General features: G+C 70.5%; 10 protein-coding genes and 1 pseudogene. 6 read left to right on the top strand and 5 right to left on the bottom strand.

What is annotated here, in order from left to right; genetic code table 11:
* The first annotated feature begins 139 nt into the window (after window positions 1-139).
* The 3 genes from KME78_RS36900 to KME78_RS36890 all read left to right on the top strand — a co-directional run bounded on the left by KME78_RS36900 (window position 140) and on the right by KME78_RS36890 (window position 4,304).
* Window positions 140-1,531 (top strand): sigma 54-interacting transcriptional regulator, encoded by a 1,392-nt coding sequence (locus KME78_RS36900; protein WP_219534073.1) that lies wholly within the window; start codon window positions 140-142, stop codon window positions 1,529-1,531.
* Window positions 1,532-1,592: 61 nt separating this feature from the next.
* The gene (locus KME78_RS36895; protein ID WP_219534072.1) at window positions 1,593-2,318 is read left to right on the top strand and encodes a hypothetical protein; all 726 of its coding nucleotides are present in this window, start codon (window positions 1,593-1,595) and stop codon (window positions 2,316-2,318) included.
* Between the two features lie 30 nt (window positions 2,319-2,348).
* Complete coding sequence (locus tag KME78_RS36890) at window positions 2,349-4,304, top strand: vWA domain-containing protein (RefSeq protein WP_219534153.1); 1,956 nt, start codon at window positions 2,349-2,351, stop codon at window positions 4,302-4,304.
* Between the two features lie 19 nt (window positions 4,305-4,323).
* Here the strand turns inward: KME78_RS36890 and KME78_RS36885 are convergent, their stop codons facing one another.
* On the bottom strand, window positions 4,324-4,746 hold the full coding sequence (locus tag KME78_RS36885) for a DUF6292 family protein (protein ID WP_308127275.1): 423 nt from the start codon (window positions 4,744-4,746) through the stop codon (window positions 4,324-4,326).
* A 276-nt stretch (window positions 4,747-5,022) separates the two neighbouring features.
* Between KME78_RS36885 and KME78_RS36880 the strand changes: the two genes are divergently transcribed.
* Complete coding sequence (locus tag KME78_RS36880; protein ID WP_219534070.1) at window positions 5,023-5,454, top strand: DUF2269 family protein; 432 nt, start codon at window positions 5,023-5,025, stop codon at window positions 5,452-5,454.
* Here KME78_RS36880 and KME78_RS36875 read toward each other — a convergent pair.
* Window positions 5,451-6,590, bottom strand: coding sequence for a cystathionine gamma-synthase (locus KME78_RS36875; RefSeq protein WP_219534069.1), 1,140 nt, complete (start codon window positions 6,588-6,590; stop codon window positions 5,451-5,453). The genes KME78_RS36880 and KME78_RS36875 overlap by 4 nt on opposite strands.
* Before the next feature lie 145 nt (window positions 6,591-6,735).
* Complete coding sequence (locus tag KME78_RS36870; RefSeq protein WP_219534068.1) at window positions 6,736-6,945, bottom strand: hypothetical protein; 210 nt, start codon at window positions 6,943-6,945, stop codon at window positions 6,736-6,738.
* Window positions 6,946-6,965: 20 nt separating this feature from the next.
* Between KME78_RS36870 and KME78_RS67430 the strand changes: the two are divergent.
* Window positions 6,966-8,156, top strand: a pseudogene (locus tag KME78_RS67430) (sensor histidine kinase); the annotation flags it as partial.
* Here KME78_RS67430 and KME78_RS64990 read toward each other — a convergent pair.
* Window positions 8,076-11,819 (bottom strand): ATP-binding protein, encoded by a 3,744-nt coding sequence (locus tag KME78_RS64990; RefSeq protein WP_246652751.1) that lies wholly within the window; start codon window positions 11,817-11,819, stop codon window positions 8,076-8,078. The pseudogene KME78_RS67430 and the gene KME78_RS64990 overlap by 81 nt on opposite strands.
* Before the next feature lie 192 nt (window positions 11,820-12,011).
* Between KME78_RS64990 and KME78_RS36855 the strand changes: the two genes are divergently transcribed.
* Complete coding sequence (locus tag KME78_RS36855) at window positions 12,012-12,869, top strand: NAD(P)-dependent oxidoreductase (protein ID WP_219534066.1); 858 nt, start codon at window positions 12,012-12,014, stop codon at window positions 12,867-12,869.
* Here KME78_RS36855 and KME78_RS36850 read toward each other — a convergent pair.
* A complete protein-coding gene (locus tag KME78_RS36850; RefSeq protein ID WP_219534065.1) occupies window positions 12,866-14,236 on the bottom strand; it encodes a cystathionine beta-synthase in 1,371 nt (456 codons plus the stop codon). The genes KME78_RS36855 and KME78_RS36850 overlap by 4 nt on opposite strands.
* Window positions 14,237-14,349 lie beyond the last annotated feature (113 nt).

The raw sequence follows: 14,349 nt of genomic DNA, 5'->3' as shown, positions 1-14,349 counted from the left end.
GAAGTTCCCTAGGAACGGATTCTCCCCATTAAAGGAACAAGCACGCGCACGAACCGTCACGCAATAGTCAAGATCCGAAATCTCCGCCAGATGGGAAACTGTCTGCCGCAGTGGTCCCAAGGGACGTAGTCTCGATCCCGTGCATCAGCCTCTAAATCTCCGCGAGCTGCGAGAGAGCGGTCACGTTCATCGCACGGTGAAAGCAGAGGTCCGCGAAAATCTGCTGGCCAAGCTGCGAGCAGGTGAGCCCCGTTTTCCAGGCATCGTGGGCTTCGACGACTCCGTCCTGCCCCATTTGGAGCGGGCGCTACTCGCCGGGCACGACCTCGTCCTGCTCGGTGAGCGGGGCCAGGGCAAGACCCGACTCATCCGCACCGTCACCGGTCTGCTCGACGAGTGGACTCCGGTGGTCGACGGGTGCGAGATCAACGACCATCCGTACGCCCCGGCCTGTACGCGCTGCCTCGCGCTCGCCCGGGAGCTGGGCGACGAGCTGCCCGTGGCGTGGAAGCATCGCGACGAGCGCTACGGCGAGAAGCTCGCGACGCCCGACACCTCCGTCGGCGACCTGATCGGCGACGTCGACCCGATCAAGATCGCCGAAGGCCGGACGCTCGGCGACCCGGAGACCGTCCACTACGGGCTGGTGCCGCGCACCAACCGGGGCGTGTTCTCGGTCAACGAGCTGCCCGACCTGGCCGAGCGCATCCAGGTGTCGCTGCTCAACGTGCTGGAGGAGCGCGACATCCAGGTGCGCGGCTACAACCTGCGCCTGCCGCTCGACATCCTGCTCATCGCCAGCGCCAACCCCGAGGACTACACCAACAGGGGCCGGATCATCACCCCGCTGAAGGACCGCTTCGGCGCCGAGATCCGCACCCACTACCCGCTGACGGTCGAGGACGAGCTGGTGCTCATCCGCCAGGAGTCCATGCCGGACATCGGGGCCGACATCCCCGAGCACCTGGTCGAAGTGATCGCCCGGTTCACCCGCCTGGTCCGCGAGTCCACGGCGGTCGACGCCCGCTCGGGCGTGTCGGCGCGGTTCTCGATCGCGGCCGCCGAGACCGCCATGGCCTCCGCCGTGCGCAGGGCGGCGATCGCCGGCGAGGAGCAGGCCGTCGCCCGGGTCTGCGACCTGGCCAGCGTCGTCCACAGCCTGCGCGGCAAGGTGGAGTTCGAGGTCAGCGAGGAGGGCAGGGAGACCGAGATCCTCGCCCACCTGCTCCGCCGGGCCACAGCCGAGACGTTCAGGAGCCGGTTGGGCGGGATGGACCTGTCGCCGCTGACGGACAAGTTCGCCGAGGGCAACCAGGTGGAGTCCGGCGAGCTGATCCCGGCCGCCGAGCTGCTGCGCCGCATCGGCCCGGTCAGCGGGCTGGCGAAGGTCATGTCGCGGCTGAGCATGGGCGCGGGCGAGGAGTCGCCGGGACACGCGGCGGCCGCGCTGGAGTTCGCCCTGGAGGGCCTGTACCTCATGCGCCGCCTGTCCAAGGAGGACCTGGACGGAGTCACCGTCTACCGGACATGAACATTGGGGCGGTCTCGCGCGTCGAACGTGGTATCGATCACGTCGTCGGGGGAGACCGCCCATGCGTCCGCTCGTTCTTGCCATCGCCTTGTGCTTGACCGCTTTCGCCGTACCCGCTGAGGCCACTGCTACGAAGACCGTGTACGGCTGGGCCTGGTCCACCGGCGGGACCGGGATCCGCATCACCCCCATGGCCGCCACGTACCGTAAACCGCTCCACACGTTCAAGGCCCTCCCCGGCGCCAGGGAGGTGCGGCTCGACTACGCCAAGGCCGCGTTCCGGCGGGTCACCGTCGCCTGCGACCTCAAGGAGACCGAAGGACGGGTGGCGCTGGACCGCAAGGGCCTGGGCACCACCGTCTGCGCGCCGGGCGACCTGACCGCCGACCTGGCGTTCGGGCCCAGTGCCGTCCGCGTCGAGTATCGCGGCACCACGGCCGTCAAGATCAACGAAGTGCTCGCCAACCGGCCCGGGCCGCGCACCGCCCGCGGCACGGTCAAGCGGATCGACGACACCACGGTCCTGTTCACCAGGGCGGGCCGGACGGTCAAGCTCGGCTACACCAACCTGATGACGTTCGGCAGGACCACCAGGCGCTGCGGCGACGGCTGGCTGGCCGGCAGGCCGGTCAACGCCGACCGGCACGGGCTCGGCAAGAAGCCGTGCCAGGGCCGCGACTTCACCAAAGCCCTCAAGTCGGTCGGGCACCCGGTGCTCGTCCAGGTCGATTACGTGCCCCAGGTCAACGAACTCTCCGGGGTACGTGAGGTATTTGGGGACGCGTAGGCCCGTATATCGGGTTAGCGTGTGTTCGTGATGGCCTACCGCTATGGCGAGTTCAACGATGGCCCCGACCCCCTCGCCCCGCCGTACGACGTGCGCGCCGCGCTCGACGAGATGGGCGACGCCATCCTGTCCGGCTCCACCCCCGTACACGCCCTGCGCGACCTGCTCAAGCGCGGGCTGCCCGGCGCCCAGGACCGCCGGGGCCTCGACGACATGCTCAGAGAGGTACGGCGCCGCCGCCGGGACCTGCGCGAGAGCGGCCGCCTCGACGGCACGCTGGAGAAGGCGCGGGCGCTCCTCGACAAGGCCATCGGCCAGGAACGGGCCGAGCTGTTCCCGGACCCGTCCGACGACGCGCGGCTGCGCGAGAGCGAGCTCGACTCGCTGCCCGACGACACGGCCAGCGCGATCCAGCAGCTGACCTCGTACGAGTGGCGCTCGGCCGCCGCGCGGCAGACCTTCGAGGAGCTGCGCGACCTGCTGCGCCGCGAAGTGCTCGACAGCCAGTTCAGAGGGATGCGCGACGCGCTGGCCCAGCCGGACCCGGCGGCCATGGAACGCGTCCGGCAGATGATGTCGGACCTCAACGACATGCTCGACAAGGACGCCAAAGGTCAGCACACCCCGGCGGACTTCGAGGCGTTCATGAAGAACTACGGCGATCTGTTCCCGGAGAAGCCGCGCAACCTCGAGGAACTCATCGACGTCCTGGCCCGGCGGGCCGCCGCGACCCAGCGCATGCTCGCCTCGATGACCCCGAGCCAGCGCGAGGAGCTGGCCAACCTGATCAACCAGACGCTCGACCAGGCCGGGCTCTCCGACCAGATGCGCCGCCTCGGCGAGGCGCTCCAGGCCCGCCGTCCCGACCTGGCCTGGGACACCCCCGACCGGCTCACCGGCGAGGAGCCGCTGGGCATGGGCGACGCCGTCACCGCTCTGGAGGAACTGGCCGACCTCTCCCAGCTGGAGACCTCGCTCCGGCAGGACTACCCGGGCGCCAGGCTCGACGACATCGACGAGTCCGCGGTCCGCCGCGCGCTCGGCCGGTCGGCGGTCGACGACCTGGAGGCCCTCAAGCGGATCGAACGTGAGCTGGAGGAGCAGGGCTACCTCCTGCGCCGCCGCGGCAAGCTGGAGCTCACCCCCAAGGCCGTCAGGCGGCTCGGCGAGACCGCGCTGCGCCGGGTGTTCTCCTCGCTCGACGCCGGCCGGCGCGGCGATCACGACCAGCACGACGCGGGCTCGGCCGGCGAGCTGACCGGCTCGTCGCGGCCCTGGCGGTTCGGCGACGAGCAGCCGATCGACGTGGTCCGCACGCTGGTCAACGGCGTCCGCAACGGCGGCGTCCAGACGGAGTCCGGCGCGGTCCGGCTGTCCGTCGACGACTTCGAGGTGGCCGAGACCGAGCGGCGCAGCGCGGCGGCCGTCTGCCTGCTGGTCGACCTGTCGTACTCGATGGCCCTGCGCGGGACCTGGGCGGCGGCCAAGCAGACCGCGCTCGCCCTTCAGGCGCTGGTCGCCTCGAAGTTCCCGCAGGACGCCGTGCAGATCATCGGGTTCTCCAACTACGCGCGGGTGCTGCAGCCGGACGAGCTGGCCGGTCTCGACTGGGACATGGTCCAGGGGACGAACCTGCACCACGCCCTGCTCATCGCGGGCCGGCACCTGGATCGCCATCCCGACTTCGAGCCGGTCGTGCTCGTGGTCACCGACGGCGAGCCGACGGCCCACCTGATGCGCAACGGGCAGTCGGCCTTCGAGTGGCCGCCATCGAACGAGACGTTGGAGCTCACGCTGGCCGAGGTGGACAAGATGACGCGGCGGCGGGCGACGCTCAACATCTTCATGCTGGCGGGCGACGATCGGCTCAAGGAGTTCGTCGACGAGGTGGCGCGGCGCAACGGCGGGCGCGTGTTCTCCCCCAGCGCGGAGCGGCTGGGCGAGTACGTGGTGAGCGACTTCCTGCGGGTGCGCCGGTCCCGCTGACCCTCAGCGCTTCAGGCGGTCACGCCTCGACGAGAGGGGCGTAGAAGTCGAGCGCGACGTCGAAGCCGTCGCGGCAGTTGCGGTGGGAGCGGTAGCAGGGGCGCCACGCGGAGCTGGCGCCCACACCCACGCGGGCGTCGCTCAGCGCCGACGGCACGCGCTCGGGGCGGGGCAGCAGCCCGCCGCCCAGATAGCGGACGCCGTCGAGCTGAGTGTGCTCGCCGCGGCCACCGGAGACGAAGCACCCGAGCCGCCACCCGCTCTCCTCGTCCCACACCAGCGCGCTGCCGTCCACGAGGCGGACGGTCGCGCCACGCGGCTCGCAGGGGCCCTCCCACCAGTCGGCGACCTCGGCTCCGAGCAGGTCGACGACCCGCTGCACATAGCCGGTCGGCTGCTGCAGCCACTCGTCGGTATACGGCTCGACATGCCTGATGGCCACGGACGGCACCCCCTTGTGCCCTGAAGGTAAGGAAAAAGCGACGGTTAGCAACCATACCCGCGCTGAACTTATTCCGTTGCCAGAGCGTCTAGTCATAACGGACGATATTTACGTCCCACACGGGGAAGGAGGGGTGTCTCATGATTGCCATGATTCTTCTGATCGTGCTGATGGTGGTCGCCATCGCGGCCACCGAGCTGATCATGCGCTGCTCCTCGGAAGGTAAACAGAGTGTCGAGTCCACGGGCGAGATCGTCGGGGACTAGTCTCCTTCGCATGTCGTCCCTGCTTCTCTGGCTGCACATCGGCTTCGCGATCTTCACGATCGGCCCGCTCACGGCGGCCACCATGGCCGCACCGCGCGCCATCCGAGGTAAGAACGTGCCCGTCCTGCAGAACATCCAGCGGACCACCAGGATCTACAGCATCGGTTCGCTGGGTGTGCTGATCTTCGGGCTGGCCCTGGGCCTGTCCATCGGGGCCGGAGTGCTCGGCAGGTGGTACATGACGGCCTCGATGACGCTGTTCATCGTGGCCATCGTGCTGCTCGTCATCGTCGACCGCGACCTGCGCACCGCCGTCCGGGTCCTCGACACCGAGAGCCCGGACGACGACGCGAAGGTGCAGAACGGCCGGATCGCCGCCATCAGCGGACTGCTGTCCGTGATCTGGCTGGTGATCCTGTTCCTGATGGTCGTACCTGGTTAGCCGAGCGCCTGCTTGAGGTCGGCGAGCAGGTCGTCGACCGTCTCGATGCCGACCGACAGCCGCACCAGGTCGCCCGGCACCTCCAGCGGCGAGCCCGCCGCCGAGGCGTGCGTCATCCTGCCCGGGTGCTCGATGAGCGACTCGACGCCGCCCAGCGACTCGCCCAGCGTGAACAGCTTCGCCCGATTACACACCGCGACGGCCTCTTCCTCGCCGCCCGCGACGCGGAACGAGACCATGCCGCCGAACCGCTTCATCTGCTTGGCGGCCACCTCGTGCCCGGGGTGCTCGCCCATCCCCGGGTAGAGCACCTGCGTCACGCGCGGGTGCGCGAGCAGCAGATCGACGACCCGCTCGGCGTTGTCGCAGTGGCGGTCCATCCGTACACCCAGGGTTTTGAGCCCGCGCAGCGTCAGCCAGGCGTCGAACGGCCCGGCCACCGCGCCCATCGCGTTCTGGTGGTAGGCCAGCTCGTCGCCGACCGCCTGGTCGGCCGCGATCAGCGCCCCGCCGACGACGTCGGAATGTCCGCCGACGTACTTGGTGGTGGAGTGCACGACCACGTCCGCACCCAGTGCCAGCGGCTGCTGCAGGTAGGGGGAGGCGAAGGTGTTGTCGACGACCAGCAGCGCGCCGTTGTCATGGGCGAGCTGGGCGAGCGCGGCGATGTCGGCGATGCCGAGCAGCGGGTTCGTCGGCGTCTCCACCCAGACGATCCGTGTCTTCTGCGTCATGGCCGCGGCCACGGCGTCGAGGTCGCCGAGCGGCACCGGGTCGTAGTGCAGGCCCCAGCGCTCGTTGACCTTCGCGAACAGCCGGTACGTGCCGCCGTACGCGTCGTTGGGGATGATGACATGATCCTGCGGCTTGCAGACGGTGCGCAGCAGGGCGTCCTCGGCAGCCAGGCCCGACGCGAACGCCAGCCCGCGCGCGCCGCCCTCGACCGCGGCCAGGGCCTCTTCGAGCGCGGTCCTGGTGGGGTTGGCCGAGCGGCTGTACTCATATCCGGAACGCAGGCCGCCCACGCCGTCCTGCTTGTAGGTGGACGTGGCGTAAATCGGCGGCACGACCGCGCCGGTCAGCGGGTCGGGCTCCTGACCTGCGTGGATCGCCAGAGTTTCGAAACCGTTCGTCATAGGCCCACGGTAACGGAAGCGGCCCGCGATCCGTTCCCCAACGGATCGCGGGCCGAGGCGGGCGCCGTCCCCAAACCGCGCCCGCGTGACTCGCACGCCATGCCCGTACGAGCCAGGTCTGTTGTTTTCTGTTGTGTGTGAGGGCTCAGGCCGCTTGGGGCTCGTGCCTGTCGCCGCCCGCCCGTGGCGCCAGGCGTACCACGTCGGCGTTCGGCCTGGGCACCTCGATGTGGCGGCCGCTGCCGCCCTCCGCGTCCTCCCCGTTGATGCGGGAGAGCAGCACGGGGTCGGCCACCGCCAGCAACAGCCCGACGACCAGCCCGACACCCAGCAGTACGAATCCAATGAGAACCATTTCCCGTCCCCCTTCCGGACATGTACCAGCATCGTCGACGGGCCCCCGCCACCGCCTCCGCTGAAGGGCTGGTCCTCGGCGCTCCCCATCGGCCGAACGGTCGATACTCGCCGTCCGACTTCCGGCTTAGGCTCCTAGGAGTGGGGGAATCCAAGCGCGTCGTCTACTGGATCCGCCGGCTGAGCGAGATCGCCGCGATCGGCTGGCTGGCCATGATGCTTCTCGTGGACTTCGTCGTGGCCGGCACCAGGGGCGGTGTCCAGTGGGCGGTGGCGATCTGCGGGGTCGCGGGCATCGCGGCCGTCATCCTGCGGCGCCGTCTGCGGGTCGAGACGTTCATCGCCGTGCTGGCCCTGTCGTTCGTCGTCTCGATGGTGATCGGCCTGACCGGGTTCGCCGGCGTGCCCGGCTCCGCGGAGACCGGCGCGCTGATCATCCTGACCATCGGCGTGCTCCGCCACGTCGAGCCGGTCAAGCGGGCCGCCGTGTTCGGGGGCGCCGCGCTGATCGCCCTCATGGCGGAGGGCATCGGGCGCGATCCCCGCAACGAGCTGATCTTCTCGTTCATGCTCTTCACCGCCTGGACGATGACCGCCGCCGTCGGTGGCTACCTCCGCTTCCAGCAGGAGCGCCGCAAGGAGGCCGTCCATTCCGTACGGCGGGCCGAACGCCTGGAGCTGGCCAGGGAACTCCACGACCTGGTCGCCCACCACATCACCGGCATCGTCGTACAGGCACAGGCCGCCCGCACGGTCGCCGACATGAAGCCCGACGCCGTACTGCCCGCCCTCGACGCCATCGCCACCGCCGGCACGGAGGCGCTCACCTCGATGCGGCGCCTGGTCACCGTACTGAGGACCGAGGACGAGGCCGACAGGCGGCCCGGCACGTCGCTGGCCGATCTGCGGCTGCTGACGGAACGGTTCTCGGCGAACGGGCCGCGCGTCGCGTTCGAGATCGGGTCGGGCATCGACGACCACACCCTGCCGCCGGAGGTCATGACGACGATCCACCGGGTGTTACGGGAGGCACTCACCAACATCCGCAAGCACGCGCCAGGGGCCAGCTGGGTCGAGGCCGAGCTGCGCCGGTTCGACCAGCGCGTGCTGTTGCGCATCCGCAACTTCGGCTCAGCCGCCGACCCTCGGCTGTCCCGTCTGGGAGGCGGGTTCGGCCTGGTCGGAATGGCCGAGCGGGTGGAGGCGCTGGGCGGCCGCCTCCACGCCGGGCCCGGGTCCGACGGCGCCTGGGAAGTGGTCGCGGAGTTTCCGGCGGCCTGAGGCGCGGGCCGCGTCGAACGCCTCCTCCCCCATCGCCCTGCGCAACCTGGCGGCGATCCGGTCGACGTCGGCGCGCTCGGGGACGGGCAGAGGCGCCCCTACTGCCTCTCTGAGCACGGCCGCCACCCCGAGCAACCCGGCCGCCTCCCGGCGCTGGTCGGTCTGGTCGGCCTCCTCGGTCTGGTCGGCCTGCATGACCTGCCTGGCCGGTCCGCGATGCTCCACCTGCTCGGCCATGAGTGACAGTGCGCCTGCCAGGCCCTCCAGGGCGAGCGCGATCGCTCTGGGGTCCCCGGTGGTCTGGGCCGCCTCGTAACCATCCCGCTGCCTGGCGAGCGCCGTCCCGGCGTCGCCGCGCTGTTCGGCGGCGAAACCCAGTTCGGCCATGAGGAACGCGATGCCGGGCGTCCCCCGCACCTCCCGCAACCAGCCGAGCCACGGCATCAGAAGCTCTTCCGCCCGCTCGTACCTGCCCTGCCGCCTGGCGCTCAGTGCCAGGCCGAGCACTGCATGCTCCTCCGCGGCCTTGTAGGACTGCTCCACGGCCAGCCGCCGAGCCCGCTCGTGGTAGTGGTCGGCCCGCTCGTACTGGCCCGCCAGGAGCGCCACACGGCCCAGCCCGGCGAGTTTGAACGCCACCTCGAACCCAAGCTCCTCCGCCAGCCGCAACTGCTCCACGCGCAATCTGGCGGCCTCGGCATGGTCACCCCGTATCTCAGCCAGCCGGTCGAGCGCGTCCATGGCCTCCAACTGCCCCCAGCCGTCCCCCAACTGGCTGAACAGCTCCAGACTCCGCCGACCGTCCCGCTCCATCGCGGCCAGATCCGCCCGGCCCACCGCCAGCTTCGCCCGCAGACTGAGCGCGGCGGCGATCCCCCACCGATCGCCAAGCACCTCGAACGCGGCCAACGCCCGGCTCGCCGCCGCCTCGTGCGCCGCCTGATCGCCGTACGCCCAGCGCACGTGGGTCAGAAACCAGTCGGCCAGCGCCCGCCCCACAACGTCGAGCTCCGCCTCCCTCACCGGCGGCGCCACTTCCCCAACCGACAACGCCATCCCCGCCAGCCACACAGACGCGACCGCCGCCTCCGCAGCCGTCCCGTTGACGGGATGACCGACGGTGGGGGCGCTGGTCACAAGCGGACCAGTCACCGACAGATCGGTCGCAGACGTGGCGCCGATGGGCCGATCCCCCACGAGCGACCTGGCGACGGGCCCGCGGGTGACCGGCGAGCCGGTCGCAGGCAGGCCGACCGCAGACGCATCGGACGCGGACGCGCCCGTGGCGGGCCGGTCCGTGGCGGGCCGGTCCGTGGCGGGCCGGTCCGTGGCGGGCCGGTCCGTGGCGGGCCGGTCCGTGGTAGGCCAGTCCGTCGCGAGAGGGTCGGTGGCGGGGTGGGCCGGCGGGCATTGGGGTGGCGTCGGGGTGGTTCTGGATAGGGCGGTGGCCAAGGAGCGGCGGGCCTCACCCATGCGGCCGCGTAGGAACCAGTACCAGGCGAGCGCGTTGACCAGCCGTAGCGGCTCCGGGCCCGATAGGGCGAGTCGTAGGTTGGCGGTCTCGGTGTCCAGGCGTTCGAGCCACTGTCTCTGTCCTGGGCCGCGCAGGTCCGCCCGTTCGGCCAGTGACGTGTAGAAGTGGGCGTGACGAGCGGTGATCTGCCCGTGCTCTCCTGCCTCGGCCAGGCGTTCGGCGCAGTAGGCCGCGACCGATTCCAGCAGCCGGTACCTGGGGCCGGTGGTCACCACTACCAGCGAGCGGTCGACCAGCCGAGCCAGTACGTCCACCACGTCCACGCCGGGCTCGGCGCAGATCGCCTCGGCCGCCTCCAGAGTGCACCCGTCCGCGTGTACGGCCAGCCGCCGCAGCACGACCCGCTCGTGGCCGGACAGCAGGTCCCAGCTCCAGTCGATCACTGCCCGGAGCGTCCGCTGCCTCGACGGGGCGTCACGCATGCCGGAGCTGAGCAGACGGAACCTGTCGTCCAGCCGCTCGGCCACTTCCCGTACGCCCAGCGCGCGCACCCGAGTCGCGGCCAGCTCCAACGCCAGCGGGATGCCGTCGAGCCGCCTGCAGATGGTCGCGACCGCCTCGCCCACCTCGTCCCGGTCGTTCGGCCCGTCCGGCTCATTCCGCCTGCTCGGCCGACTGGTCGCGTAAGTCGCAGCAGGCCCCGTCGTGGTCTCAACAGTCCCGGTGGTCGGGTCAAACGCGGTGCTCGAGTCGGGCGCGGTGGTCGGGTGGGGCCTGGGGGTCGCGTTCGGTTTGAGGTCGGCGCGGGACGTGAAGAGGCGTATGGCGTCGGGCTCGGTCAGTGGCGGCACCGCGTGGACGCGTTCGCCGGTGACGCAGAGCGGTTCTCTGCTCGTCGTCAGGACCCGTAGCCCTGGGGCGGCCCGCAGCAGCGCCGAGACGAGCGCGGCCGCCTCCTCCACCAGGTGTTCGCAGTTGTCGATCACGAGCAGCGCCCGCTTGGCCGCCAGGGCGGTCGCCAGCCTCGGGGGGAGGGGCGCGGTGTCGTCGTCGCGTACGCCGAGGACGTCCGCGATCGCCTCAGCCACGTCGGCGATTCCGCCCAGCTCCACCAGCCACACCCCGTCGGGGAAGGCGGGGCTTTCGTCGAGGAGTGAGTGGGCGGTTTCCAGGGCGAGGCGGGTCTTGCCGACGCCGCCAGGGCCCGTGAGTGTCACCAGGCGGGCGGTGTTCAGCAGGTCGCGGACCTGGGCGAGGTCGGCGTCTCTGCCGATCAGTTCCGTGAGGGGGGACGGCAGGTTGGAGTGGGGCGGCCGGGCGGTGAGTGAGGGGTCCTGGCGGAGGATCGCCTCCTGGAGGGCTGCCAGCTCCGGTGTGGGGTCCAGGCCCAGTTCTCCCGCGAGCCGCTCGCGTAGATCGTCGTAGCTGGCCAGGGCCTCGCCTTGGCGGCCGCCTCGGTACAGGGCCGTCATGTGCTGGGCTCGGAGGCGTTCGCGTAGCGGGTGCTGGGCGACCAGGTCGGCCAGGTCTACGTCCTCGCCCAGCGCCAGCCGTACCTCTGCCTGCTCTTCGAGGGCGGACAGACGCGCCTCCTCCAGGCGCGCGATCTCCGGGCGGAGGAACTCCTCGTCGGCGAGATCGGCGTACGCGGGGCCGCGCCACAAGGTCAGAGCCTCGTGGAGCTGAGCGGCCCGCTCATGCGGGTCCGCGGAACGGCGGCCGGTGAGCTCGAGGAAGCGGTCCGCGTCGACCGCGATACGGAAGCGACCAGCATCACCACCCGCCCCGGAACGGAAGCGACCAGCATCACCACCCGCCCCGGAACGGAAGCGACCAGCATCACCACCCGCCCCGGAACGGCCCAAGGCGTGCCGACCCTCGAAGCGGTCCGCGTCGCGCCGCCGGTCCCGGAAAGGGTCCGGCCCGGAGTGGAAGGCGTCCGGCTCAGTCGAAGTCGGCAAGGGGTCCGCGACGGTAGCCAGGCGGTAGCCGGCCGGGGTGTGGACGATCGAGCCGGGGCCGCCGAGCACGCGGCGGAGCTGGGAGACGCGGGCCTGCAGGGTGCCGACAGGGTTGCGGGAGGGCCGGTCCCCCCACAGGTCGTCGATCAGCCGGTCCATCGAGACCGGGCCGCCCCCGTGCGCCAGGAGGTCGGCCAGCAACGCCCGCATCCTGGGCTCCGTCACCTCGATCCGGCCGCCGTCGTCCGTCCAGACCGCCAGCGGCCCGAGTACCCCGAAACTCACCACGCCAGGGACAACCCGTAGCGAGGCGGAAGGATTTCCGTAGGGCGACATCCGAGGCTGTGGGTCATGAGTCGAGTGACAGTGATCGGAATGGGCCCGATGGGGTCGAAGATGGCGGAGACGTTCCTCGCGGCGGGCCACGAGGTAACCGTGTGGAACCGTACGGCGAGCAAGACAGAGCCCCTGGTGAACAAGGGCGCCCGGCGGGCGGCCGAAGCGGCCGAAGGCGAGTTGCTGGTCATCAGCCAGGTCAGCTACCAGGCCATGTACGACAGCCTGGGCGACGCGCGGCTGGACGGGAAGGTGCTGGTCAACCTCAGCTCCGGCACCCCGGAGGAGCTGCGCGCGGCGGCGGGGTGGGTGGCGGAAAGGGGCGGCACGCTCGTCACCGGAGGGATCATGGTGCCGCCGCCGGGCATCGGCCTGCCCATGGCGTACACCTTCTACAGCGGCCCCAAGGACGCCGTCGACCGGCACGCGGAGACGCTCAAGGCGCTGGCCACGATCACCTACGTGGGCGAGGACCAGGGCCTGGCGATGATGTACTACCAGGCGCAGTTGCTGATCTTCTGGTCCAGCCTGACCAGCTACATGCACGCGCTCGCGCTGCTCGGCACGGCGGGGGTGGCGCCCGGTGACTTCCTGCCGTTCGCCAGGGAGACGTTCACGCAGCTCGGGGGTGACGGGCCGATGGGGTTCGCCAAGATCCTGGCCGAGGAGGCCGAGGCAGGGGTGTACCCGGGCGAGCTCAACTCCCTGCACATGCAGGCGGTCGGCGTGGGCCACGTCGTCCACGCGCTGCAGGACGCCGGGCTGGAGATCACGGTGCCGAACGCGCTCAAGGAACTGTTCGAGCGCGCCGACGCCGAAGGGCGCGGCCTGGAGGGGCTCGGCACCGTGATCGAGTCGATCAGGAAGCCCTAGTGGTTGGCGAGGAAGGCGAGCAGGTCCTGGCGGGTCAGTAGCCCGGCGGGCTTGCCGTCTTCGAGCACCACGGCGGCGTCCGCCTTCTCCAGCGCCTCCACCGCGTGCGCCACCGATTCGCCGCTGCCGATCATCGGCAGCGGCGACGACATGTGCTCGGCGATCGTGTCCGCGGAGGAGAGCCGGCCGCGGTAGAGGGCTTCGAGCAGGTCGCGCTCGACGATGGAGCCGACCACCTCGGCCGCCATGACCGGTGGCTCCTCCTTCATCACCGGGAGCTGCGACACGGAGTATTCGCGCATGATGGCGATGGCCGTGCCGACCGACTCGTGCGGGTGCACGTGCACGAACTCCGGCAGGCCCGCCCCCTTACGGGCCAGTACGTCACGCACCAGGCCCTCCTCGGACGAGGTGATCAGGAAGCCGTAGTCGGCCATCCAGTCGTCGTTGAAGATCTTGGACAGGTAGCCGCGCCCGCCGTCGGGCAGGAGGACGACCACCACGTCGTCGGGCCCCGCCTTGGCCGCCACCTCCAGCGCCGCCACCACGGCCATCCCGCACGAGCCGCCGACCAGCAGGCCCTCTTCGCGGGCGAGCCTCCGGGTCATGTTGAACGAGTCCTTGTCGGACACCGCGATGATCTCGTCGCAGATCTTCGTGTCGTACGTGGCCGGCCAGATGTCCTCGCCGACGCCCTCCACGAGATAGGGCCGGCCGGAACCGCCCGAGTAGACGGAGCCCTCCGGATCGGCCCCGATGATCTTCACGCGGCCCTGGGAGATCTCCTTGAGGTAGCGGCCGGTGCCGCTGATCGTGCCCCCGGTGCCGATGCCCGCCACGAAGTGGGTGATCCTGCCCTCGGTCTGCTCCCACACCTCGGGACCGGTCGAGTAGTAGTGGGAGTCGGGGTTGTTGACGTTGGAGTATTGGTCGGGCTTCCAGGCGTTGGGCACCTCGCGGGCCAGCCGGTCGGAAACCGAGTAGTAGGAGTCGGGGTGGTCGGGCGACACGGCGGTCGGGCAGACCACGACGTCGGCGCCATAGGCGCGCAGCACCGCGATCTTGTCCTGGGCCACCTTGTCGGGCACCACGAACAAGCACTTGTAGCCCCGCTGCTGGGCCACGATGGCCAGGCCCACACCGGTGTTGCCGGACGTCGGCTCGACGATCACGCCACCGGGCCGCAGCTCCCCCGACGCCTCCGCCGCGTCGATCATGCGGACCGCGATGCGGTCCTTGACCGAGCCGCCCGGGTTGAAGTACTCGACTTTGGCGAGCACCTGAGCGGTCAGGCCAGCGGAGACCTTGTGCATCCTGACGAGCGGGGTATTGCCCATCAACTCGACCAGGGAATCGTAAACGCGCACCGAGGTGTTCACCTTCTTTACCAAAGCTTGGTCAGCTTGCCGAAGGCCGAGATCCCGTGGGGGTGGCGAGCGCTCGGCTAGTTTTCAAGCAAACGCTACCGCCGAGTCCAGGC

Source organism: Nonomuraea guangzhouensis (assembly GCF_019396345.1).
Lineage (GTDB): Bacteria > Actinomycetota > Actinomycetes > Streptosporangiales > Streptosporangiaceae > Nonomuraea > Nonomuraea guangzhouensis.
Note: the sequence above shows the minus strand (reverse complement) of the source record. Positions and strands in the feature narration are given on the sequence as shown.

Coding starts and splice junctions, on each gene's coding strand:
- KME78_RS36895 (WP_219534072.1), top strand. CDS start 1,593: ATGCGTCCGCTCGTTCTTGCCATCGCCTTGTGCTTGACCGCTTTCGCC.
- KME78_RS36890 (WP_219534153.1), top strand. CDS start 2,349: ATGGCCTACCGCTATGGCGAGTTCAACGATGGCCCCGACCCCCTCGCC.
- KME78_RS36880 (WP_219534070.1), top strand. CDS start 5,023: ATGTCGTCCCTGCTTCTCTGGCTGCACATCGGCTTCGCGATCTTCACG.
- KME78_RS36875 (WP_219534069.1), bottom strand. CDS start 6,590: ATGACGAACGGTTTCGAAACTCTGGCGATCCACGCAGGTCAGGAGCCC.
- KME78_RS36870 (WP_219534068.1), bottom strand. CDS start 6,945: ATGGTTCTCATTGGATTCGTACTGCTGGGTGTCGGGCTGGTCGTCGGG.
- KME78_RS64990 (WP_246652751.1), bottom strand. CDS start 11,819: ATGGACCGGCTGATCGACGACCTGTGGGGGGACCGGCCCTCCCGCAAC.
- KME78_RS36855 (WP_219534066.1), top strand. CDS start 12,012: ATGAGTCGAGTGACAGTGATCGGAATGGGCCCGATGGGGTCGAAGATG.